Genomic DNA, 23,903 nt, shown 5'->3' with positions numbered 1-23,903 from the left:
GCGACATGAAGCCGTATTTCATCGGAATCGCGGGACCGTCCTGCGCGGGCAAGAGCTTCCTCTCACAGCATGTGGCACGGGAGCTCGGCGCGGCAACGTTCCATCTCGATTCGTACTACCGCGAGCTGGGCCACCTGAGCCTGCCGCAGCGGGCGCACTTCAATTTTGACGCGCCTGAGGCGCTGGAGAGCGACTTGCTCCTGCGTCACGCGCAGAACCTGGCCGAAGGAAACTCGATCAACAAGCCAATTTACGACTTCACCACGCACACCCGCACGGGCGTGACCGAGCTGCTGGAGCCGACCGAGTTCATCATCGTCGAAGGACTGTTTGCGCTCTACTGGGAAGACCTGCGCAAGCTGCAGGGCACGCGCGTCTACGTGGATCTGGGAGAGGAACTCTGCCTGGAGCGCCGCATCGAGCGTGACATCCGCGAGCGCGGCCGCAGCCGTGAGAGCGTGCTGGAGCAGTACCGCACCACCGTGCAGCCCATGGCGCGCCAGTTCGTCTACCCCACGCGCACCCATGCGGACATTGTGGTGACGGGCGACGACAACATCATGAATGAAGTGGCCAGCGTGCTGGACCACGTGCGTGCCGGCGCCGCCGGGCGCAATTGATTACGAGGTCTTCTTAACCGGATTGCAATCGGGCTGCGCGAGACTGAAGTCGCGGGAGGTGCAGGGCGGACAACCGCCGCAAAGCGCCAATCTCTGCGCAAAGGTCTTGGCGCAGCCCGTTTCTCATTCAAGGGGAATCATGAAGCGTCTGCTGCTCGCCTCCGTGTTGTTTGCCATGCCTCTGCTTTCGTTTGCGCAGCCTGCGCCGGTTCCGCTGCCCACCAGCAAAATGCTTTCGCCGGTGCCGGGCGCGCCGCAGCGCACCAACTCCTTTCCGGTGGCGATGGCGACTTCGCCCGACGGCCGCTACGTGGCCGTGCTCAACGCGGGCTATGGCACCAAGGAGAGCCGCTACGCGCAGTCGATCGCCATTCTGGAGGTCGCGACTGGCAAGCTGACGGATTTTCCGGAGATGCGCACGGTAAAGACGAAGAACGATTTCTTCGTCAGCTTGGCCTTCAGCGCCAAGGGCACGGAGCTTTACGTTCCAATCCTCTCCACCACCAATCCGGTGCCTGACGAAAAGAGCGTGGCGAAGGGCGACCTGGGCAACGGCATCGCCGTCTATACGTTCAGCGAAGGCAAGCTGGCGTGGTCGCGCTTCCTGCGGATTCCGTTGCAGTCGCTGACGGCAGGGAAGAAGTATCCGCACTCGGCGAAGAAGGTTGCCGGTGACAAGGCGCTGGCCGCTCCGGCGGGCATCGCCGTGGTTCCCGGCGCGGAGGGCGAGCGCCTGCTGGTGGCCAACAACCTGGCTGATAACGCCATCCTTATGGACGCTGCTACCGGCGCCATCGTGCACACTTTCGATCTTTCCATCAGCGAGCACGTGCCCGCCGCGTATCCCTATGCGGTCGTGGCCTCCAAGGACGGACGCCGCGCGTGGGTGAGCCTGTGGAACACCGCCAAGGTCGCCGAACTCGATCTGGCAGAGGGCAAGGTTCGCCACATACTTCAGCTTGAGTCGGAGCAGAGCGGCGCGGGAAGGCCCTCGGCGCACGCGACCGCCATGGTTCTGAGCAGCGACGAAAAGTGGCTCTATGTTGCGCTCGCCAATCGCGATGAAGTTGTTGGCGTCTCGCTCGACAACCCGAAGCACCTGCGCCGCTTCAATGCCGAGCTGCCCGGCCAAAAGGCCTTCGGTGCCTACCCGCAGGGACTGGCCTTGGATGAGGGCGCGCAGAGGCTTTACGTGGCCAACGGCAGCACGAACTCCGTCGGCGTCTACTCGCTTGCGGCTGGCAAGCACGACGCGCTCGGCTTCATCCCAACTCAGTGGTATCCGACGTCGGTCGCGGTCACGGGTGGCAAACTCCTCATCGCCAGCGGCAAGGGGGTGGGCACAGGCCCGAACAACGCCAAGTCCGAGCCAGGTTCGCGCAAGCCGTTCACCTACATTGCCACGCTCATTCACGGTTCGGTGGCCTCGATTCCAACCAGCGAAATTGCGTCGCAGTTGAAGCAGTGGACCGGACAGACTCTCGAGAGCAACTTGCTCACAGGCTCGCCGCGCAAGCTCGACTTCACCGCCAGCGGCCATCCGGACAGCCCCATCCACCACGTCATCTACGTCATCAAGGAGAACCGCACCTACGACCAGATTCTTGGCGATCTCGGCGTGGGCAACGGCGATGCGTCGCTGACCATGTATGGCGAGGCCGTCACGCCGAACCATCACGCGCTGGCCCGCCAGTTTGGCGTGCTCGACAATTTCTACGATTCCGGTGAAATCAGCGGCAACGGGCACGTCTGGTCCACGGCGGCCATCACCAGCGACCACACCGAACGCACTTGGGAACTGAACTACCGCAACGACCAGATGTACTACGACTACGAAGGCGGCACCTCGGGCGGCTTCCCGCTGCTGCAGGGAATCGCGAACGTCGATTCTCCCGCCTCCGGTTATCTCTGGACGAACGCCGCCCGCGCGGGCATCCGCTACCGCCACTACGGAGAGTTCGTCAACAGCATCTGGTGCACGGACGCCGTGGAGCCGAACTCTCCGGCCTCCACCGGGCGCTCCGCCACCGCCTGCCAGCGCAGCGTGGTCAAGCCGGGCGAGCCGCTGCCCGCGGGCGTTGGAGCCAAGCTGGGCAAGCCGAGTCCGTGGCCGTGGGACGTGCCGCTGCTTTCGCACAACGTGGCGCTGATGCCCGAATTGCGCGACCACTTCGACCCGAATTACGCCGATTTCCGCCTGGAGTATCCCGACCAATACCGCATCGACGAATTTCTTCGCGAGTTCTCCGGCTTTGTGGCGGCGCGTGAGGCAAAGCACGAGGCGAAGGAGCTGCCGAACCTTGTTGTACTGCGCCTGCCCAATGACCACACATACGGCGCCAAGGCCGGCAAACCCACGCCGAACGCCTCGATGGCCGACAACGACCTCGCACTTGGCCGCCTTGTTGAGGCGGTCTCGCACAGCCCCTACTGGGACGACACCGCGATCCTCGTGCTCGAAGACGATGCGCAGGATGGTCCCGATCACGTGGACGCGCATCGCTCGCTGGCGCTCGTCATCAGCAAGTACTCGCCGCGCGAGGCCGCGCCGATGGTCGAGCACCGTTTCTACACCACGGTGAACATGATCCGCACGCTCGAAGACCTGCTAGGACTGGCGCCGATGAATCACAATGACGCGCAGGCCGCGCCCATCGAAGGACTATTCCGGGGCAAGGGCGACCAGCCGCCGTACACGGCTGACCGCCGCCACGAGAGCGACGGCATGCTGTTTCTGGTGAACCCCGAAAAGGGACCGGGCGCGAAGGCCAGCGCGAAGATGGACTTCAGCATGGAGGACCGCGCCCCGGCTGAAAAGTTGAACCGCGTGCTGTGGCGGCTGGCCAAGGGAAACAACAGCATGCCCAAACCGGTTTATGCTGTATTTCCGAAGTCTCGCGAGAAGGACAACGACTGATGACAGTGCGAAGTGAAGAAGAGTTGGAAGGGTTGAAGCGGATTGGCAAGCTGGTGGCGCAGGCGCGCGAGTTGATGGCCGAGGCCGTCAAGCCCGGCGTGACAACAAAGCAGATTGACGATGTGGGCGCAAATTTCCTGCGCGAACATGGCGCCGTCAGCTCACCGCAGAAGGTCTACAACTTTCCCGGCTTCAGTTGCATCAGCGTCAACGATGAAATCGTGCACGGTATTCCCGGTGACCGCGTCATCAAAGCCGGGGACGCGGTGAAGCTTGACGTAACCGCCGAGCTGAACGGCTATGTGGCGGACTCAGCCACTACCGTGCTGGTTCCGCCGGTGAAGGTTCGTGCGCGCAAGCTGGTGGCCTGCGCCCGGGCAGCCTTCCAGAAGGCGATGGAGCAGGCCCGGCCCGGTCGGCTGGTTTCCGAAATCGGCCGCGCCGTGGAGCACGAGACCAACGCACGCGGCTTCGCTGTTGTGCGCGAGCTGTGCGGACATGGCGTGGGGCGCAACATTCATGAGGCTCCCGAAGTGCTCAACTACTACGAGCCGCGCGAAAAGTTTGTGCTGCACGAGGGGCTGGTCATCGCCGTTGAGCCGATCCTGTCGGCCTCGCAGACCTACGCCGCCGAGAGCGGTGACGGCTGGACCTACCTGACCGGCAACCACTCGCTCGCCGTGCACTACGAGCACACCATCATGATCACCAAAGGTGAGCCGCTGGTGATCACCGCCTGAGCGGTGGACTTTAGAGAAGCCGCGCGGAAGCGCTTAAATCGGGCGCAGGAAGATTGGCGAGGACTCTGCCCGGAGTCCTCGCCTTTGTTTTTGCGCCCGAGCGCTGTAAGGGCGGTTTGCCGTGCAGTCAACTTAGAAGTCGTACTTGAGCGCCAGTTGCACCTGCCGTTCGCGATAGAAGCTGCTGCCTGTCTCATATACGCGTCCGAAGCTCGGCGAGTAATACATCGTGGTTCCACTCACTGAGTAGAGCTGGTCGCTGACACCGGTGGCGTTGCGGTGGTTGAGCAGGTTGTAGGCCTCGGCGATGATCTGCAGCGAACGCTGCCCGCCCAGCGCCAGCCGCCGTGTGGTGCGCAGGTCGAGGTTCCACGTCGCCGGGTAGCGGAAGCTGTTGCGCCCAAGGAATGGCAGGCGGTTGGAGCCGCCGGTTCCCATGTAGCCCGTGCAGCCATCACAACCCATGCCCGGCGCATAGCCGCTGATGTACTCCGAATACGGCTTGCCGGTGGAGTAGCGGAAGATGGGCGCAATCGTCCAGCCTTGAGACGCGTGGCGGCGCAGGCCGTTGCCATGATGCTGCCGCCCGAATGGCTCCCACACCAGGCTGGCGCGCACGCGGTGCCGTATGTCGTAGTTCGAGGTGCCGCGGTTCGGACTGGCAATTGTGTACTGGTTGCCGTTCAGCGTATAGGTCAGCGGCCCGGTCCACAGCGTGTTGTTGCCGGTGCTGAAGACCGTTGAGTTCTGTCCGTCGTCGATGGCGTGCGACCAGGTGTAGCCGGCCTCGAAGCCCAAGCCGTTGCGGAAGCGCCGCCGCGCACCGAACGAGAGACCCGCAAAGTTTGAGGACACGCCGCTGCTGATCTCGGTGATCTGCTGGAAGCGTGCATCGAGCCGGCCGGTGTACACGGGCACGGTGAGCGTGCCAGTGTACGGGCCGACGGTGCCGTCACGCGCGGGGGAGAACGTGTACGTCACCTGCTTGAGGGAGGCAGGATCAAGGTTGCTGTCGAGAAAGTTGGTGAGGTGCCGCCCGAGGCTCAGCAGCCCTGTGGCGCTGAAGACCGTCTGCCCCACCTGCTGCTCCAGCGCCAGCGACATCTGCTGCATCTGCGGCATCTGCATCTTCGGCGCAAACACCACCACATCGCCCTCGCTGCCCTCGGTGAACGGATCGATCGCAATGTAGCCGGGGAAGGCCATTTTGCCCAGTTGCGCGGGCGTGAAAGTGTAAAGGCGCTGCGCTGTCTGCGTGCCGGTCTGCGCCAGCGCGGCAAAGACCGTTGAGTTCGTCAGCCTGCCGTAGTAGATACCGTAGCCGCCGCGCAGTGAGGTGCTCCGGTTGCCAAAGACGTCCCAGGCAAAGCCCAAGCGCGGCCCCCAGTTGTTGCCATCGGATGGGAACGCGCCGGTGGCGGCCAGGTCGGCGTTCACCGCCTGCGGCACGGGCAGCGTCATGTGGTCATAGCGCAGCCCGAGCGAGAGCGTCAGCCGCGGCAGTGCGCGCCACTCGTCCTGCACAAAGAAGGCGGCCTCGCGGGTGTGGAAGCCCCACTTGCTCCGCCCAAAGCCCTGCGTGTAGCTGCTGTAGCTGTAGAAGGAAGGAATGGGATAGCCGTAGGGTGTGATATAGCCCGGCCAGCCCGCTTCTCCGTAGTGCATCCATTGCAGCAGGTCGATCACGAAATTGTCGCGGTAGTTGTAGTTGTAGCTGCCGCCGCCAGCGTAGAGGTTGTCGATGGTCTCCCATGCCTGGTTGAAGTCTGCGCCCGCCTTCAGCAGGTGGTGGCCCACGGCAAGGCTGACGGTGTCAGCCGCATGCAGGCGGCGCTCATCGGGCAGCGCCGTGCGCGGTTGCGTCACCGGCATGCCGAAGGTGAAGCCATCGGAGCGCGCCTCCACCGCCACGGAGGGCACGTTGCCGAACGGGCCGCCCGCAGGCTCGTTTGCACCGGGCGCATTGGGCAGCTCGTAGTTCAGTTCGCGGCTCAGCAGCACGCGCAGGTCATTGGCCAGGTGAGGCCCCAGCGCGGAACTCAGCCTCACCAGTCCGGTATCGACCTTCACGCCGTCATTGCCGAAGGCATCGCGTCCTCGTGTGACCACCGGCGCGCTCTGCACGCCGTTCTTCGCATACCAGCGCACGCGGTTCTCGCTGAGGGAGAGCGTGTGATTCGCGCCGATTCGGTAATCCACCTTGCCGAACAGAGTGTTGTGGGTGGAGGAACGCGGCACCTCGCCGAGCATCCCCGCAAGGTAATCCATCGCGCTCTGCCAGTAGGCAAGCTCCTGCGCGCTGGTGGTGCCGTAGGGCATGATGGCCTTGACGCGCGCCAACTCGCCCGTGCCCGGTGCTTCAAACAGGTAGCCGGTGTTGCGCGGCGCTGCCGCCGCCGGATAGTCGCGGGTCTGCCTATCCCAGGTGAAGAAATAGTAGGAGCGTCCGCGCGCGATCGGCCCTCCCACGCGGAGTCCGTACTGCTGGCGACGGTCTTCCGGCTTCACCGCTACGCCCTTGTAGGTGCCGTCCGGCTGCAGGCGCGGCTGTGTGCTGTAGGCGTTGGTGGCGCCCAGCGCGTTGTCGCGGATGTAGTAGAACGCCTGCCCGTGGAGCTGGTTGGTGCCGCTGCGCGTGACGCTGTTGATGGCCGCGCCCGCCGCGCGTCCGAATTCGGCGGAATAGCTGGAGGTGTTCACGCGGAACTCGCGCACCGCCGCCAGGCTCAGCACGTAACTCATGCGCGTGCGCCCGCGCTCCTCGCCAAAGAACGACTGGTTGTTGTCGCCGCCATCCACCATGCTGTTGTTCTGCAGCCCGCTTACGCCGCGGAAGCTCAGCAGCCCGAAGTCGCCGTCGGGCGTGGCCAGAGGAGAGAGCAGCGCAAAATCCGACCAGCGGCTGCCATTGACGGGAAGCTGCCCAATGGCGGGATCGCCCGTGTTGCTGGCCACTTCCGGTTGCGTGGTGTTCACCGTCGAGGCCTCGTCGACGACCTCGATGCTCTCTCGTGCCGTCTCGATTTCCAGCCGCAGTTCCAACTGCGTGGTGCGGCCCAGTTCCACGCGCACTTCGCGCTGCTGCAGGGCAAAGCCCTTCGCCTCCAGCCGCACCAAGTACATGCCCGGCGGCAGGCCAATCAGACGGAACCCTCCATCGGCCGTGCTGGTGGCGTGCAGAAACTCGCTGCCTTCCACTTCGCGAACAGTGATGGCAACGCCGCCGACCCGCGCGCCATGCGGGTCCGCAACGTGGCCGGCGAGCGCGCCCGTGGTGAGCGATTGTGCCGCCAGCAGGTGAAAGCTGATGAGTAGCATTGCCGCCAGCAATGAATGGCATGGCAGTTTGTGGCCGGAGTCCTGATGCTTGCCCATGCACCGCCTCCCGGAGACTGGAGGTAGAACGGGGCGTGCAAACACAGCGTCGTAGCCCGCTCTCCCCCGAGCCGCATTTGAACAGAATTACTTCGGGAAATTCGCGGGCGAAGTATACGGCGGTTCCGGAACGGCGCCGATGAAATCACATTTCCAAAGAATTCATTTGCAAAGCCAGAAATTTCGAGGGACTCCGCCGCCAAAGCGTACTGCTCCGGCGGCCGTCGGCTCTGTTAAGCTGAAAGGTCATGGGCCGCATCCACGTCCTTTCCGAGCACGTTGCCAACAAGATTGCCGCCGGCGAAGTCGTCGAGCGCCCGGCGTCGGTGGTAAAGGAGCTGCTTGAAAATTCGCTCGACGCCGGGGCCACGCGTATCCGCGTCAATGTCGAAGCCGGTGGCCGCAAGCTCATCCAGGTGATCGATAACGGCAGCGGCATGCTCAAGGACGACGCGTTGCTGGCCTTTGAACGCCACGCCACCAGCAAGCTGAAGAACCCCGAGGACCTGCTGTCGATCTCCACGCTCGGCTTCCGCGGAGAGGCGCTGCCGTCGATTGCCTCCGTGAGCCGTCTGCGGCTGGAGACGCGCGCGCCCGAGGAGCCGAGCGGCACCATCATTGAAATCGCCGGCGGCAAGATTCTTTCGGTCGAGGAGGCGGGCCTGCCCGCCGGAACCTCGATGACCATCCGCGACCTGTTCTTCAATATTCCGGCGCGGAAGAAGTTCCTGAAGTCGGAGTCGACCGAGCTTTCGCACATTGCGCAGCTTGTGACGCACTACGCGCTGGCGCATCCGGACAAGCACTGGGAGCTGCATACCACCACCGGCGCCATGCTGGTGGCCGCGCCCGTGGCGACGCAGGCCGAGCGCATCTACCAGGTCTTCGGGCGCGAGACGCTCGACCAGCTTGTGGATTTTGCGGCCACCATTCCGCTCCAGCATGTCGGGTTGCCGGAGCCTCCACCGTGGCGGCGCGCGGAGAACTATGAACCGCCCACGCCGGGCGAGGTGCGCGTCAGCGGCTTCATCAGCAAGCCCGAGGTGCAGCGGCTCAATCGCAATTCCATTTTCATCTTTGTCAACGGGCGCCTTATCCGCGATCGCCTCATCATGCACGCCATCACCGAGGCCTACCGCAACATCATTCCGCCGACGGTATTCCCTGTGGTGCTGCTGTTCCTCGAAATGCCGTACGAGGAAGTCGACGTGAACGTGCATCCCTCGAAGACCGAGGTGCGCTTCCGCCAGTCGAGCTTCCTGCATGATTTTGTACGCGACACCATCCGCGCCGCGCTGATGAAGGCCCGCCCCGCGCCGGCCTTCACCACGGAGATTTCCGCCGCGCCCAAGGCGGTTACGGCCTTCACTCCCACGCTCACGCCTGAAGGCGGCGTGCCGGTGGAGGGCGAAGCCGGTGAGGCGCAGGCGGCGGATTTCGCGCTCACCGGGCGTCCGCTGCCGCCGCAGAACCAGCCACTGGATTTCGGCGGGCAGCCATTCTTTGTCGAGGGCAACGGCGCCGTGGGCGCCGCGCGGCTCCAGCCGCAGACCTTTGGCGGTCCGGTCGCGCCGCAGGAGTTCGTTCCCGAGCGTGGCGATAGCTGCTCGCTGCCGATTGAGGCGGGCGAGGATACCATGGACCTCTCCGCGCTGGCCACGTTGCGACCGCTCGGCCAGATCCGCGATTCGTTCATCCTTGCCGTCAACCCACAGGGGCTGTGGATTATCGACCAGCACGTGGCGCACGAGCGCGTGCTGTTTGAGAAGATTCGCCGCCAGCGCGAGCAGAAGCAGATGGAGGTTCAGCGCCTGCTGATGCCGCTGCTGGTGGAGTTGGCTCCGGCGCAGATGGCGATTTTTTCTGAAATCTGCGAGGAACTGGAGCGCAACGGTTTTGAGGCCGAGCCGTTCGGTTCGCGCACCATCGCCGTCAAAACCGCGCCCTCCAACCTGGATCCGCCCGAGGCCGAGCGCATGCTGGCCGAGTTGCTGAGCCAGTTGGAGCGTGAGGAGCAGAAGCTCAACATGGAGCAGGTGCGCACGCGCATTGCGGCCTCCATCGCCTGCCACGCTGCCATCAAGGTCAATATGCCGCTGGACCAGCCTAAAATGGAGTGGCTGCTGGCGGAGCTGGCAAAGACCGAGCATCCCATGAGCTGTCCCCATGGCCGCCCGGTCGTCCTGCGGTATTCTGTAAAAGACATTCAACGCGCGTTCAAGCGAATTTAGACCGGATTCGCGAAAGGTATGTCCGTGAAGGAGCCGGGCATTGTTGCCCGGCGAGGAGAAGGATGGACATACTCACCGCGGAGCTGATCCATGCCCCGGACGCGGAAGGTATACTTCTAAAGAGTGCCCGGTGCTCAGCGCGCCGGTGCCCAAAGAATTTGTCGTAGCAGTAAAAGGAACCAATGACAGACCAGGAATTGCAGGAGCTGCGCAGCGCCAAGTGGCGCCTTGATGGCAAGGCGATCGTCACCATTGACGACGCCCGTGAGTTCATCGAATCTGTTGGCTTCTGCCTGATGTATCCCCTGCGCCCCCCCGTGCTGGTGCCCACGTTTATTGGCGCCTGCGCCGGCACCGAGCAGAACCTGCCCACTTGGCAGCATGCCTTTGCCGACCCCCGCAACAAGGACGCCAAAGAGCTGATGGTGCGTACCCTGCGCCAGCGCTTCGCCTTTGAGGCCAATCTTTTCGGCGAGAGCAACTTCCTGATCGCCGCTTCGGTCTTCCCGTTCTTCTACGGGCTGGTGGGCGACCGCAATCCGCGACAGGCACCCAAGACGGGCGGCCGCAGCGACTATTCGCCGCTCGCCGGACACGCCTTCCAGGTCATCCAGAAGGAAGGCCCCATCACCAAGAAACGCCTGGCCGAGCTGCTGGGCGGCGCGCTGTCTGATGCCGCGCTCGACCGTGCTCTGAACGAGCTGTGGAGCAAGCTGCGCATCACTCGCGTGGACTACAACCCCGAGGAAGGCGCTTTCTGGGACATCCTCTTCCGCTGGGCTCCTGACCCGGTGCGCGAGGGCATGAACATGTCGCTCGCCGAGGCCCTGACCGCGCTGGTTTCGAAATACATTGATTGCGTGGTGGCCGCCGAGCAGAGCGAGGTTGAGGATTTCTTCAGCAACTTCATTGGCCGCGCACGTGTGCGTGAAGCCATCAATGCGCTGCTGGCCGCGCGCGAGTTGCAGTTCACGCACGTCGGCTCCCGCTCCATGCTGCAGATTACGCCGCCGAAGCTGCCTCCCCCGCCGCGCGTGCCGCGTGCTCCGCGTGAGGTAATTCCAGTCGCGCCGCGCGCAGGGCAGCCCATTGCGCGCCGTCCGCGCATGATGGCTCCCCGGGCTCCGCAGAAGGCACCGGCCCCCGTGCCGCCCAAGAGCGAGGAATGAGCACACAAAAGAAGCTGGTGATTGCCATTGATGGCCCTGCCGGCGCGGGCAAGAGCACGGTCGCACAGCGTCTGGCCCGCAAGCTCGGCTATGTGAACCTGGAGACCGGCGCCATGTATCGCGCGCTGGGCCTCAAGGCCATTGAGACCGGCACCTCCATCGAGGATGCCGCCGCGCTGCGCAAGCTGGCCGAGGCTTCCACACTTGACCTGGAGCCGACCGGCGAAGGCAACCGCGTGCTGCTTGATGGCCGCGACGTGACCGCCCGCATCCGCGAGCGCGACGTGACCGACGCAGCCTCGCGCGTCAGCACTCACGCTCCTGTGCGTGAGTGGATGGTGAACCGCCAGCGCCAGATGGGCGCCAGCGGCGGCGTCATCATGGAAGGCCGCGACATCGGCACGGTCGTTTTTCCGCACGCCGAGGTGAAAATCTTCCTCGATGCCGACCAGTCCGTGCGCGCCAATCGCCGCATCCTGCAGAACAAGGCGACGGATAATCCGGCGGCGGCTGCCAAGCTCAAGGCCGACTTGGCCGAGCGCGACCGCCGCGACACTACCCGAGCCGTGGCTCCGCTGGTGGCCGCCCCCGACGCCATCCGCATCGACTCCAGCAGCATGACCTTGGAAGCGGTCATCGCCACCGCCGAGCGCATTGTGGAGCAGCGGCTGGAAGAGGCAGGGAAGTAGCGTCTGAGAGGTTTCAGAAGGTTTCGTAAAGTTTCGAGAGGTTGAAAAACAAGAGCGCGCTCGTAGTTCGAGCGCGCTTTACCGTTTGAAACCTTGAAACCTCTCGAAACCTGCCGAAACTTTTCGCTATTCCACCCAGCTCGCCTTCATGGCCACGGCGCCCACGCACCACATCAGGGCGTCTTCCAGGCGGCCGCGGTCAACCTTCTTGCTCCGGATGAAGGCATCGAGATCGGTGGATTCCATCAGGTGCTCGCTCACCGAAGCCAGCAGCGTGGCGTACTCGTTCGGCACGTTGATCTTCGTAGCGCGCACCAGGTCGTCGAGGCAGGCAATTGCGTCCAGCAGCGCGCCGTCCTCGTCTTCCTTGGCGGCGTTGGCCACGTAAAGCCCTTGCGCCACGTCGCAGGAGAGGTCCATCTCCGCGGGGACTGGGGTAAGCACCTTCATCGCCTCGTCGTCGCTGGCGGCCAGGGCTGCGGCGGCCTGCTTCGGGTCGCGGAAGAACAGGATGCGGCCATTGCGGCTCAGCGGGCGGTCATTGCCGCCTTCCATGGCAAAAAGGCTGTAGAACTGCGGGCCATCGTGTTCAGGGTCAAGCCGGAAGCCGACCATCGCCAGGGACTCCGGCGAGGGCGCTGGCGGAAATTGCACAAAGTCGTTCATTTCTTCACCGTCCGCAACGAAACTTTACAAAGGCTGATGCGTTCAATTCATCGGAGGGGTCGTGTGCCCGGAGCGGTCTGTCCGCCCGGCGCCTCCGGCCAGGAAACCTATGAAGAGAATTGTACTGTTGTTTGCGATCTTTGCCCTCGCATCGCTGACCGCGTGCGGTGGCGGCAGCTTCGGGAACCTGCCTCCGGTCAACGGCGGCAGTGGCAGTTACACAACTTCCAGCCTGGCCGGAACCTGGATCTACACTCTGCGCGGTTCCAGCTTTTACAGCGGCGACTACTTTGTCGCCAACGGCACCTTCACCACGGATTCCAACGGCAAGATCACCACTGGCACGCAGACTGTCAACTCGCTGATCTACGGGCCGTCCACCGGCATCACTTTTACCGGCGGCTACACCGTCAATAGCGACGGCCGCGGGCAGATGCAGTTCAACTACGGCGGCAACAACGGCAACTCGCAGTTCCGCTTCGTCTTTACCTCGGCGGGCAACGGACGCCTGATTGAGCTTTCCGGCAGCGAGGACGCCAGCGGAACCCTCGTCAAGCTGCCCGACGCTACCACGCAGGTGGTCGCCCCCAAGACGTTCGTGGTGCGGCTCGATGGCTACAGCATCAGCGGCAGCCGCTTGGCCGATGTCGGCGTGTTGAACTTTGCCGCCAACGGCACGGCCAGCCTCACCTACGACGAGAACTTCAACGGCAGCTTCAGCACGGGCAACCAGTTGACCGGCACCTTTACGGGCAACACGCTCACGCTCGGCAGCCGCAGCTTCCTCTATATTGCCTCCGGCAATACCCATATCGAGCTGGTGGAGACCTCGACCAACCTGGTGACGGCCGGCTCGGGCGAAGCGCAAGGCTCAGGCTTCGCAGCCTCGCCGATGACGGGCAACTACATCTACTCGATTTCCGGAGTCGGCTCCGGAACCAACGGCTACGTGCCGGTCAATGAGGTTGGGCGCGCGGCGCTGGATGGCGCTGGCAGCGTCACCGGCGGTACCCGCGACCAGAATGCAAATGGCATTCTGAGCACCGCCAGTCCCGTGGGCAGCTACGCGGTCGACAGCGCCACTGGCCACTTCACGCTCACGCTGACCAACGGCAGCGGCACCACTTACGACGCGCTGAGCGGCTACCTGATCTCCAATGGCTGGGCGCTGGTCATCAGCTCCAGCGGGCCGATTGAAAGTGGCGTCGTTCGCCAGCAGACCGTTACGCCGGCCACCAGCACGCTCAACGGCAGCTATGGCCTGCAGTGGACGGGGGTGAACTGGAACACCGGCCTGAACATTGAAACCCTGGCCGCCACCAAGTTCGACGGCGTAGGCGGCGTCACCGGCACCATGGACTACACCACCGGCGGCGCCCTGGCGGCCAACCAGAGCGTCAGTGGCACCTATAGCCTCGACAGCAACGGGCGCGGCACCGTGACGCTGAACGGCATCCCATTCACGGTCTATGACGTAGACGCCACTCAGGCGTACTTCCTCACTGCCGACGCCACGCGCGAGTACCAGGGCAACTTCGTACTCCAGCAGTAGAGCGTTATCGCAAATTGCGATAACGCGACGCGGCATCTTTCAGCGGGACGGGCGAAACGGGCCGTCCCGCTCTTTTTGTTCGGCACCTTTCTTCGGCTGGTTGCCCCCGTGGTGTCGCACCCGCTTCTGACGTGGCAATGTGACGGGGGAACCCGGCGAGTCTCTGCCTTTCACCGCCTCCTCCTGCTACAATCCCCCTCTGCAAGTTCTACGTTCTGCGAACTTTTTGCGGCGTGGGTCCGTATCAACCGGTATGGCATTGGGAGCGTCGTTTTCGATCCCTGTCTCGGCTGACCGCACGGACCCAAGGGAGTCCAGGTTGGAAGAAGCCCAGGCAGTTGCGTTGCTGGTGCGCCGGTGTGTAGCCGGTGAGGCCGCCGCATGGGAAGAAATCGTCCAACGCTTCAACCGCCGCATCTATAACCTATGCTACCGCTTTGCAGGCAGTGACGGAGACGCCGAAGACCTGACGCAGGAAGTGTTCCTGAAGGTCTACCGCACGCTGGGCAGCTTTGACCCGGAGCGTGCCGCCTTTGGCACCTGGCTGACGACCGTCACCCGTAACCTGCTGGTGGATCATTTCCGCCGTAGCCGCCTGGAGCGGGCCAGCGACTCGATTGACGCCCTGCCGGGCGACGACGAGGACGGCCAGCCCATGAGCGAGCGCCTGGCCGATGATGGCCCCGGTCCCGACGCCCACCTGGCCGACCGCGAGCGCCGCGAGATGGTGCATCAAGCTTTGCAGAAGCTTTCCCCTGAATTACGCGAGGCGGTTATCCTGCGCGACCTGCAGGATCTGGATTACCGCGAAATCGCCCATGTACTGAAGGTGCCCGAGGGCACCGTAAAAAGCAGGATTAACCGCGGCCGTGCGGAACTTGCGCGGCTGTTGCAGCGTAACTATCGACAGGTGATGTGATGAACGACGAACTCAAACCGGGAATGGAGTGCACGGAGTTCGACGCCCTGCTGAGTGAAGCCATCGACGGCACGCTCGGGGGCGAGCAGTTGGCGCTCTTTGAACAGCACCGCAAGGCCTGCCCGGCCTGCGAGGCACTGTTCGCGGAAGTCCGCGCCGGTGCCGACTGGATGGGCGAGCTGGACGAGGTGGAGCCACCGCGCCATCTGGTGCATAACATTCTGGCCGCCACCAGTGGCGTGATGCAGGAAACGACCCAGGCGGCACTGGCGCCGCGCCGCTCCTTGTGGGAGCGGTTGACGACGGGCCTGCGCCCGATGCTGGCCTCGACGGCCTCCGCGCGCTTTGCCATGTCGGCTGCCACGGCATTCTTCTCCATCACCCTGGTGATGAACATGACCGGCACGCAGTTCAGCGACCTGACGCCCCACAAGCTGGAGCGCAAGTACTACTCCACGCAGGCCAAGGTGGTGAAGTACTACGAAAACATGCGGGTGGTCTACCAGTTGGAATCCCGCGTTCGGGACCTGCGGCGCGCCACCACGGGCACCAATGGGCAGAACGAGAACAAGGACGCGCAGCCGGACCCTCGGTCCGACCGCGACAAGCGCAATAGCAATGAACCCGAGCAGCGGAAGGACCGGGAGCAGTACTCGAAGGAAGATGCCGGCCTGATATTGGCAGCGCTGCCGGAGAGGCAAGCACCAGACGTTTTGGTTGCGAGGCAGAGGAGGATTGTATGAACTGCGCAAAGCACACGGACCAGGCGGCCACCGCCTACTGCCGTACGTGTGGCAAAGCGATGTGCCCCGAATGCAAACGTGAGGTGCAGGGCACGATTTACTGCGAAGACTGCCTGGCAGCACGCATGGCCACCCCCGCGGCCCCGAACGGTGGAGCGTATCCGCCGCCTCCGCCGCCCATGGGCGAGCCGGCCAGCCCCGGTCTGGCGGCCATGCTGGGCTTCATCCCCGGCGTGGGCGCCATGTACAACGGGCAGTTTGCCAAGGGCTTTGTCCACGTGATCATCTTCGCCATGCTGATCTGGCTGAGCGACAACACCAACGGCCTGTTCGGACTGGGCATTGCGGCCTGGCTGTTCTACATGGTGTTTGACGCCTACACCACGGCCAAGGCCCGTAAGTACGGCCTGCCGATTCCCGACCCGCTCGGCATCAACCGCATGGTCTCGCAGCATGAGCCGCAGATGATGCGCGAGATGTCCAACGCCGGGGAGAAGGTAGGCTCGGGCGTGGAGCAGGCGGCGCAGGAGATGCGCGCGCGCTGGAACCAGTGGCAGGCGCAGGGTTCGACCGGTGCTCAGCCTCCGGCAGGCGGCGCAGCCGCCACGGAGCAGGAGGCGCCGGGCGGAACGCAGGGCAATCCAGCTTCGTCAGTGCCCCCATCCGGCAACTTCGGACAGGCGGCTAACCAGTTTGCTCAGGCTTCCATGAACTTTGCGCAGCAGACGATCAACTACGCGCAGCAGCGCACGGCCAATGCGCAGCAGCAGGCCGCGTATGCCCAGCAACAGGCTGCCTACTACGCGCAGCAGCGGGAACGTCATGACCGCGGACCCATCGGGGCCATCGTGCTCATCGCTCTCGGGTGCCTGTTCCTGCTGGACAACATGAACGTGTTGCAGTTCCGCTGGGCGCATCATCTGTGGCCGGTCATCCTGATCGCGATCGGCGTGGCGTTGTTCATCCGCCGCGGCCGGCCGGACGCGCAGTGAGGGGGAAGTCATGAATTATTACAACTCAAATCCGCGTTGCCACTGCATGCGTTGCCGAACCAGCGGCGCGATGGGCCCGGCAGTTCTGATTACTCTCGGCGTGTTGTTTCTGTTGCAGGAGTCGAGCAGCTACAGTTTTGGACGTACCTGGCCGGCGCTGCTGGTTGTCATCGGCCTGATTTCGCTCTTTCGCCGTACGGCTCCGACCGATGGTCATGTGGAGCGCGGCTATGAATACCTGAACATGCCGCCGGTTCCACCGTCCGCGCAGCCTTCCGCCGAGACGGAGAAGTCCGTGGTGGTGACGCCGCCTCCGGCCCCGGTGGCCGGAACGCTGCCTGCCGCCACGAGCGAGGAGGAACACCATGGCTAGCCCGGTTCCGTATTACTATCCTCCGCGCCGCCGCTCGATCTTTGGGCCGATTGTGCTGATCGTCATCGGCGCGCTGCTGTTGATGCGCAACTTCGGCTACCGCTTGGCGATGCTGAATGTGCTGGGGCGCTGGTGGCCGGTGCTGCTGCTCATCTGGGGCGGCGTGCGGCTGTGGGAATACTATGACGCGCGCCGTCACGGCGAACTGCCGCCGCGTTTCGGCTTCTGGGGCGTGGTGCTGCTGCTCATCGTTGTTTCCATCGGTGCGGGCGTGCAGAAGGCGCACAACTGGGCCGGAGACGTTGACTGGGACAATCTGCGCAACGGAATGGACCTCAACGATGATGACTTTGGCGGCCTGTTCGGAAGCAGCTTTACCTACGACGGCAGCACCGAAGCCGGCTTCCCTGCGGGTTCGGCACTGAAGGTCATCAACGACCGCGGCAACGTGACCGTGAACGCCTCCGAGGATGGCAAGGTACACGTCAACTACCACAAGCGCGTCTTTGCGGGCAGCCAGAATGAGGCCGACAAGGCCAACGGCTCCACCAACCCGCAGATTTCGCAGCAGGGCAACGTGCTGCTGGTGAACGCCAACACGGAGGGCGCGGGTGGGCGCAACGTGGCCACCGATCTTGAGATCACGCTGCCGCGCAATAGCTGGGCGGAACTCTCCAGCCGCCGCGGAGACATCATCGTCACCGGCCGCAGCGGAGACGTGAAGGCCAACGTCAGCAAAGGTGACGTCACGCTGACCGACATTACCGGCAACGTGACGGTCACCATGCAGAGCGACAGCAGTCACGGCTCGCTGCACTGCGACAAGGTGACCGGCACGGTGGTTGCCAACGGCCGCTATCAGGACGCCATGCTGGCCAATGTCGGCGGCGCAGTCACGCTGAACGGCGAGTTCTTTGGCGACATACGGCTCAACACATTGGCCAAGGGCGTCACCTTCCACTCTTCGCGCACCGATCTTGAAATCGCGCGCGTGGATGGCGAGCTGACCATGGGCAGCGGAGACCTGCGCGCCAGCAACGTGCTTGGCCCCTTCACGCTCAAGACCAAGGGCAAGAACATTGAGCTGGAGAATGTGCAGGGCGACACGCGCATCACCAACACCAACGGCGACATCACGGTGCAGCCTTCGGGCAAACTGCCGATGGGCAACATCGAGGTGAACAACGAGCACGGCGACGTGCGGCTGGAGCTGCCGTCGAAGGCTGGCTTCCGCTGGACGGCCAACACGCGCCACGGTTCCATTGACGCGGGCGACTTTGGCACCACGCACAGCGGCGACAGTGAAAACGCCGCCGCTAACGGTGTGGTCGGAAACGGCGGCTCCACGGTCAACGTGAAGCTGGATTCCGGCGACATCCAACTGCGCCGCAACAATGGTATGCCGCAGGCGCTTCCGGCCATCCCGCCGGTTCCGGCTCCGCCCGCCGTACCTGCACCGGGCGAGAAGGGTAAGAGCCAGAAGCACCAGTTGCATGCGCCAAGCACGGTGCCCAAGGTGAGCGAGCAGTAAAAGTCTTTCCCAAACGCGCATCACGCGCATGAGCCACAAAGGGGAGCCGAGAGGCTCCCCTTTCTATTGCACCGAAGTATTGCGCCGAACAAGACGGCGCGGCATTACGTGGCGGCTCCGGCCCACGCGAAAACGTGGAACAAACTAAGCGCGCCCGGCCTGCGAGCGCGCTTAGTTTGGAAACTCGAAACTCTTTCTTATTCACTCGTGAAGTAATCCACCTCCACCGGTTCCTCAAAGAGCGAGAAGTCACGGGTGACGACCGTGATGCCAGAGTCGGTGACGGTGTATTTCTGCCGGTCGGCTTCCAGGTCGTAGCCGATGACGGTGCCTTCCGGCAGGTGCACGTTGCGGTCGATGATGGCGCGCCGGATGCGGCAGTGGCGCCCAATATCAACGTGGCTGAAGATGATGGAACCATCGACCTCGGAGTAGCTGTTCACGCGCACGTCGGGCGAGAGCACGCTGTTGCGCACCTGGCCGCCGGAGATGACGCATCCGGCGGAGACGACCGAATCGAGCGCCATGCCGCTGCGTCCGGTTTCCGCAAAGACAAACTTTGCCGGCGGATACTGCCGCTGGTGCGTGCGGATAGGCCACTCCTCGTCATACAGGTTGAAGATTGGCGAGACGGCGGCCACATCCATGTTGGCCTCGTAGTAGGCGTCGAGCGTGCCCACGTCGCGCCAGTAGAGCGCTTCCTTCTTGTTCTCGTCGATGAAGTTGAACGAGTAAACCTTGTACTCATCCACCATCCTGGGCAGGATGTTGTAGCCAAAGTCGTGCTTGGAGTCGGGGTCTTCAGCGTCCTTGAGCAGAGCCGGAATCAGCACCTCGGTGTTGAACAGGTAGATGCCCATCGAGGCCGAGCACATCTTCGGGTTGTAGGGCGAGCGCAACTTGGTCTGCTTGGGTTTCTCTTCAAAGCCGCTGATACGGCCGTCGCGGTCGATATCGACGACGCCGAAGCTCTTCGTCTCACTGGGGTCGATGAGGATGGTGGCCAGCGTCACGTCGGCGCCCGAGTCCTGGTGCTGCCGCAGCATCTTCTCGTAATTCATCTTGTAGATGTGGTCGCCGGAGAGGATGAGGACGTGCTTGGGCTGCTCGCTGCCGATGGAGTAGATGTTCTGGTAAACGGCGTCGGCCGTGCCCTGGTACCACTCGTTGCTGACGCGCTTCATCGGCGGCAGAACCTCGATGAATTCGCCCAGTTCCGTGCCCACGATATTCCAGCCTTCGCGGATGTGGCGGTTGAGCGACAGCGCCTTGTACTGCGTCATGATGTAAACCTTGCGCAGGTTGGAATTAATGCAGTTGGATAGCGTGACGTCGATGATGCGGTAGATTCCGCCGAAGGTGACGGCCGGCTTGGCGCGGTCCCGCGTGAGCGGATACAGCCGCTCTCCGGCGCCGCCGGCGAGCAAGACTCCCAGTGTGTCCTTCATGTCGCTCCCTGCCTTACAGACGCTTGCAACCCGCCAGAGCCGGAGAGGTTCGTCCCAGGGGCCCATTACGGCAGGTAGCGCTCCAGCCCCCGGCGCGGACCCTCTTGCCTCCCACATGCCAGCCGTGGCCGATGGTGGAACGCTCCGAGGTCCAGCAGCGCATACTAACACAGCAAAATCGCCATGTCTGTTACGGTTCCGGGAACGCGGAGAAATCGAGATTTAATGACCTCAACCGTGGCCTTGCGGCAATCCGTGTTCTAAAATAAAGCCGCATGAGTGATACGGAAAAAGCCATGCCCGTCATCTCCACCGCCGGAGCGGTGGGTACGGGATTAGGTCGGCTGACGCGCGCCGCCGTGCGCTCGGTTCGCAGCGTGACGCGCCAGGACGTGGAGCGCGTGGCTGGAGCCGCAGGAGCCAGCGCCGGACAGGCCGTGCACAACGTGGCCAATGAGCGCAACCGCCGCGCAGCCAAGGGCTTTTTCTCCTCCTGCGGAATTCTCTGGGGCAACCTGAAACATGTCACCAGCCTGCTGTTCCTTGAGGTCACGGGAATGCTCTTCCTGTTCTTCGCCCTCGGAATCGGCGCCAAGGCCTGGAGTGAGTACGATGAGTTCAAGCACGGCGTGCGCAACGCGCAACGCGCCGAGCTGGCCGCCGCTCTGGCGGTGATGTTCCTGTACTTCGGTTTGAGTTCATTCTGGCGTTCGCGCCGAAAGGCGCGGCGTTAGAGGCGGAATCGCGGCGTACGTTTCGCGGTTTCGCGTGCTGTACGTTCATACTTCCTTCAAAGGGGTGTAGCGATGGCCGACAAAGCCGCTGCCAAGAAGCCCGAGCAATTCTTCGAAACTACTTCTCATATTCCCGTCAAAGCCTATTGCACGCCGGAAGACCTTTCCGGCTTTGATTACGCCGACGAACTCGCCGCGCCCGGCGCGTTCCCATTTACCCGCGGCGTGCAGTCCACCATGTACCGCGGACGCCTCTGGACCATGCGCCAGTACGCAGGCATGGGCGACGCCGAGGAGAGCAACAAGCGCTATCGCTACCTGCTGAGCCAGGGCACCATGGGCCTTTCGGTTGCCTTCGATCTGCCAACGCAGATCGGCTATGACAGCGACCATGCGTTCGCTCTCGGCGAGGTCGGAAAGGTCGGCGTCGCCATCGACAGCATTGAGGACATGCAGCGGCTGTTCAATGAGATCGACCTCGAGAAGGTTTCGACCTCGATGACAATCAACGCTCCGGCCTCCATCCTGCTCTCGCTCTACATTGCCGTGGCCAAGCGCAATGGTGCCGATCCGAAGAACCTGAAGGGCACCATTCAGAATGACGTGCTCAAGGAGTTCATCGCGCGCGGAACGTATATTTATCCGCCGCAGGCCTCCATGCGCATCATTACCGACATCTTCGGCTACTGCCACGAGAACGTGCCCTCGTGGAACACCATCTCCATCTCCGGCTACCACATGCGCGAGGCCGGCTCCACCGCCGTACAGGAAGTGGCCTTCACCCTGGCCGACGGCATGACCTACGTCAAGGCCGCCATGGAGAAGGGCCTGCCGGTGGATGAGTTTGCGCCGCGCCTTTCGTTCTTCTTCGCCTGCCACAACAACTTTCTGGAGGAAGTGGCAAAGTTCCGCGCCGCCCGCCGCATGTGGGCCAAAATCATGCGCGACCAGTTCGGAGCCAAGAATCCGAAGTCGCAGATGCTGCGCTTCCACACGCAGACAGGCGGCTCCACGCTGACTGCACAGCAGCCGCAGGTGAACATTGTGCGCACCGCGCTGCAGGCGCTCTCGGCTGTGATGGGCGGCACGCAATCTCTGCACACCAACTCGTTCGACGAGGCGCTGGCGCTGCCCACCGAGGACTCGGCCCGCATCGCCCTGCGCACGCAGCAGGTCATCGCCTACGAGAGCGGTGTGCCGCAGGCCATCGACCCGTTCGCCGGATCGTATTGGGTGGAGTCGCTGACCAACGAAATTGAAAAGCGCGCCACCGAGTACATCCAGAAGATCAAGGATCTCGGCGGCATGCTGAAGGCCATCGAGCAGGGCTACGTGCAGCAGGAAATCCAGAACGCCAGCTACGAGTACCAGCAGGCGGTTGACAGCAAGAAGCAGATCGTTGTCGGCATGAACCAGTTCCAGCTTGAGCACGAAAAGCCCGTGCCGCTGCAGCACATCGATGAATCTCTGGAGCGCAAGCAGGTGGAGCGGCTGAAGGCTTTCCGCGCCAAGCGTGATCAGGCCAAGGCCGCTGCGGCCGTCAAGAAGGTGGAAGACACCGCACGCGGTGGCGACAACCTCATGCCGGTCATCATCGAGGCCGTGGAAGCCGATTGCACCGTCGGAGAAATCGCCGACGCCATGCGCAAGGTCTTCGGCGAATACAAGGAAGTCATGGTCATCTGAGGATGGCTCAACACCCGGAACGTGGAAGGGCGTGATCGTACTGGTCGCGCCCTTTTTATGCGTCAAGTGTTATGGGGAACAATTGTGTTCTGGGTGCCCCAGGTTCGCGGAGCGCAGCGAAGCTAACCTGGGCTGAGATGACGTGTATCCCGAAGTTTGCCCCGAACTGACAGTGATCCGTCGCGCCTGCTGTTGGGGTAGCTCCCCCGAATCAAGTCCGGTTCTGAGCGCGTCACACGCTGCTGCGTCACCGGTCACGTTCCCCGCCCGCCGCCCGGCCTACAATGTCCGGTTTTCATCCGGGCAACCGAGGGAGCCGTGCCATGATTCACGTTTTCTATTCCTGCAAGGTTCGGGACGCGGCCGCATGGAAGGCCGCTCTGGACCGCCTGTTCCAGGAGCGCAAGTCGGCCGGGGAACTGGACTGTCGCATCTTTCATTCTCACGAGGACGAAGGAAAACTGCTCGCGTGGTTCGAGTGGGATTCGGCGCGCGACGCCGATCTGTTCTTCCACTCCGTGCCGTGGCAGCAGGCGCAACAGCAAGCCGGGGCGTCGGACGCCTCCGGTCCAATGCTGATGGACGAAGTGCGCGCCTTGCACCTGACCGCCGCCGATTGAGGGGCGGTTTCGTTCGCGCAATAAATCACTGTGGGCAGGGAACAGCGTCTCCGTTGATGGCGAGACAGGTGCGAGCGGCTGACTGTTTGCCTTGCGCCTTCGCTTCCGCGGAGTTGGCTGAAGCCGGTGTTGATGTGGCGGTTGGGGCTGGCGTCGGACGGAGTACCGGACGAGGTTCAGCGGGAGTCGTTCGTTCCAGCAGGGTCATCTCCAGCACCACCGTCCGCACATCCTTGGGGGCATCCGCCACGCGCACGTCGAGCTCTTTGTTCGTCAGCCGGATCAGGACCTCTTCGCCGACCGGCAACATGACGCCGTGCGTGGTCAGGATGCGGAAGAGAACTTTGCCGGTGTGCAGCTCGTAGGCGGTACAGCCTTCGTCTGGGGGCATCATCGGAGGCAGCATGGTCATGCCTGGCAAAGCGACCTGAGCCTGCGGGCGAAGGCTTTGCAGCCGGTCGCAGGGTGAGGCCTTCATCCCCGTGATGAGAGCCTTCTGGTAGCGGTCGGCGGCAATGAGTTGGAGCGACACGAAGAGAAGGCAAGAGAGCAGGAAGATTCGGTGCATGGCGTTCCTCTGGAGCCTTATCGGCAGTTGCGGGGAATCGATGAGGAGCACCTGTTCAACTTCGTAGCGAGGGTGATTGCCGGCCATAGTTTGAAGTGCCATCTGTTTCGGAACGGAACATTTCTTCTCCGATTGATTAAAGCTATTTAATGCAGAGTGTTATGGGCACAGTGGTCGGTTGGAAGAGAGCCACCTTGCAGCAGACGGCGGGAGTGGAACACGAACGATTACCGAGATATCTATGAATTTTGGAAGTTTGGGATTCCATCACATTGGTGGCTGGTAATTTGAGCAATCTGATACGGATCGTTCTCTAACACGTTGAAAAAC

At 63.1% G+C, this 23,903-nt stretch carries 19 protein-coding genes; 15 read left to right on the top strand and 4 right to left on the bottom strand.

Translation table 11 applies throughout. The features are described 5' to 3' along the window. Positions 1-5 precede the first annotated feature (5 nt). The 3 genes from udk to map all read left to right on the top strand — a co-directional run bounded on the left by udk (position 6) and on the right by map (position 4,277). Positions 6-620: a uridine kinase gene (udk, locus tag AC6IZO_RS08510; RefSeq protein WP_497804354.1), complete on the top strand. Its 615-nt coding sequence runs from the start codon at positions 6-8 to the stop codon at positions 618-620. 139 nt (positions 621-759) lie between these two features. Further along, on the top strand, positions 760-3,537 hold the full coding sequence (locus AC6IZO_RS08505; protein ID WP_497804353.1) for a bifunctional YncE family protein/alkaline phosphatase family protein: 2,778 nt from the start codon (positions 760-762) through the stop codon (positions 3,535-3,537). Further along, positions 3,537-4,277, top strand: a complete 741-nt coding sequence (map, locus tag AC6IZO_RS08500) for a type I methionyl aminopeptidase (RefSeq protein WP_497804352.1) — start codon at positions 3,537-3,539, stop codon at positions 4,275-4,277. The genes AC6IZO_RS08505 and map overlap by 1 nt, the downstream gene beginning before the upstream one ends. A gap of 132 nt (positions 4,278-4,409) precedes the next feature. On the opposite strand, the gene AC6IZO_RS08495 is transcribed toward map, so the two are convergent. Continuing rightward, the gene (locus tag AC6IZO_RS08495; RefSeq protein WP_497804351.1) at positions 4,410-7,652 is read right to left on the bottom strand and encodes a TonB-dependent receptor; all 3,243 of its coding nucleotides are present in this window, start codon (positions 7,650-7,652) and stop codon (positions 4,410-4,412) included. Positions 7,653-7,900: 248 nt separating this feature from the next. Here AC6IZO_RS08495 and mutL point away from each other — a divergent pair, with 248 nt between their 5' ends. The 3 genes from mutL to cmk all read left to right on the top strand — a co-directional run bounded on the left by mutL (position 7,901) and on the right by cmk (position 11,741). Next, positions 7,901-9,883, top strand: a complete 1,983-nt coding sequence (gene mutL / locus AC6IZO_RS08490; protein WP_497804350.1) for a DNA mismatch repair endonuclease MutL — start codon at positions 7,901-7,903, stop codon at positions 9,881-9,883. 182 nt (positions 9,884-10,065) lie between these two features. Further along, a complete protein-coding gene (locus AC6IZO_RS08485; protein WP_497804349.1) occupies positions 10,066-11,052 on the top strand; it encodes a DNA glycosylase AlkZ-like family protein in 987 nt (328 codons plus the stop codon). Then, positions 11,049-11,741, top strand: coding sequence for a (d)CMP kinase (cmk, locus tag AC6IZO_RS08480; RefSeq protein WP_497804348.1), 693 nt, complete (start codon positions 11,049-11,051; stop codon positions 11,739-11,741). The genes AC6IZO_RS08485 and cmk overlap by 4 nt, the downstream gene beginning before the upstream one ends. Positions 11,742-11,867: 126 nt before the next feature. Here the strand turns inward: cmk and AC6IZO_RS08475 are convergent, their stop codons facing one another. Then, positions 11,868-12,407 (bottom strand): hypothetical protein, encoded by a 540-nt coding sequence (locus AC6IZO_RS08475; RefSeq protein WP_497804347.1) that lies wholly within the window; start codon positions 12,405-12,407, stop codon positions 11,868-11,870. Between the two features lie 109 nt (positions 12,408-12,516). Between AC6IZO_RS08475 and AC6IZO_RS08470 the strand changes: the two genes are divergently transcribed. The 6 genes from AC6IZO_RS08470 (at position 12,517) to AC6IZO_RS08445 (ending at position 18,517) form a co-directional block, all read left to right on the top strand. After that, entirely contained in the window at positions 12,517-13,959 is a 1,443-nt protein-coding gene (locus AC6IZO_RS08470; protein WP_497804346.1) for a hypothetical protein, read from the top strand. 319 nt (positions 13,960-14,278) lie between these two features. After that, positions 14,279-14,878 (top strand): sigma-70 family RNA polymerase sigma factor, encoded by a 600-nt coding sequence (locus AC6IZO_RS08465; RefSeq protein WP_497804345.1) that lies wholly within the window; start codon positions 14,279-14,281, stop codon positions 14,876-14,878. After that, positions 14,878-15,621, top strand: coding sequence for a zf-HC2 domain-containing protein (locus tag AC6IZO_RS08460; RefSeq protein WP_497804344.1), 744 nt, complete (start codon positions 14,878-14,880; stop codon positions 15,619-15,621). The genes AC6IZO_RS08465 and AC6IZO_RS08460 overlap by 1 nt, the downstream gene beginning before the upstream one ends. After that, on the top strand, positions 15,618-16,613 hold the full coding sequence (locus AC6IZO_RS08455) for a LiaI-LiaF-like domain-containing protein (RefSeq protein ID WP_497804343.1): 996 nt from the start codon (positions 15,618-15,620) through the stop codon (positions 16,611-16,613). The genes AC6IZO_RS08460 and AC6IZO_RS08455 overlap by 4 nt, the downstream gene beginning before the upstream one ends. Positions 16,614-16,683: 70 nt before the next feature. Next, positions 16,684-16,986: a LiaI-LiaF-like domain-containing protein gene (locus AC6IZO_RS08450; RefSeq protein WP_497804342.1), complete on the top strand. Its 303-nt coding sequence runs from the start codon at positions 16,684-16,686 to the stop codon at positions 16,984-16,986. Then, a complete protein-coding gene (locus AC6IZO_RS08445; RefSeq protein WP_497804341.1) occupies positions 16,979-18,517 on the top strand; it encodes a DUF4097 family beta strand repeat-containing protein in 1,539 nt (512 codons plus the stop codon). Before AC6IZO_RS08450 ends, AC6IZO_RS08445 begins: the two co-directional genes overlap by 8 nt. Positions 18,518-18,714: 197 nt before the next feature. Here the strand turns inward: AC6IZO_RS08445 and glgC are convergent, their stop codons facing one another. Continuing rightward, entirely contained in the window at positions 18,715-19,965 is a 1,251-nt protein-coding gene (gene glgC, locus AC6IZO_RS08440) for a glucose-1-phosphate adenylyltransferase (protein ID WP_497804340.1), read from the bottom strand. Positions 19,966-20,240: 275 nt separating this feature from the next. Here glgC and AC6IZO_RS08435 point away from each other — a divergent pair, with 275 nt between their 5' ends. The 3 genes from AC6IZO_RS08435 to AC6IZO_RS08425 all read left to right on the top strand — a co-directional run bounded on the left by AC6IZO_RS08435 (position 20,241) and on the right by AC6IZO_RS08425 (position 23,005). Next, positions 20,241-20,699 (top strand): hypothetical protein, encoded by a 459-nt coding sequence (locus AC6IZO_RS08435; RefSeq protein WP_497804339.1) that lies wholly within the window; start codon positions 20,241-20,243, stop codon positions 20,697-20,699. 72 nt (positions 20,700-20,771) lie between these two features. After that, positions 20,772-22,385 carry an acyl-CoA mutase large subunit family protein gene (locus AC6IZO_RS08430; protein WP_497804338.1) on the top strand — a complete coding sequence of 538 codons (1,614 nt, stop codon included), beginning with the start codon at positions 20,772-20,774 and terminating at the stop codon, positions 22,383-22,385. Positions 22,386-22,708: 323 nt separating this feature from the next. Beyond that, positions 22,709-23,005, top strand: a complete 297-nt coding sequence (locus AC6IZO_RS08425) for a hypothetical protein (protein ID WP_497804337.1) — start codon at positions 22,709-22,711, stop codon at positions 23,003-23,005. 25 nt (positions 23,006-23,030) lie between these two features. On the opposite strand, the gene AC6IZO_RS08420 is transcribed toward AC6IZO_RS08425, so the two are convergent. Further along, positions 23,031-23,537 carry a hypothetical protein gene (locus AC6IZO_RS08420; protein WP_497804336.1) on the bottom strand — a complete coding sequence of 169 codons (507 nt, stop codon included), beginning with the start codon at positions 23,535-23,537 and terminating at the stop codon, positions 23,031-23,033. Between the last annotated feature and the right edge of the window lie 366 nt (positions 23,538-23,903).

This window comes from Oryzophilus luti, from assembly GCF_059726245.1.
Note: the sequence above shows the minus strand (reverse complement) of the source record. Positions and strands in the feature narration are given on the sequence as shown.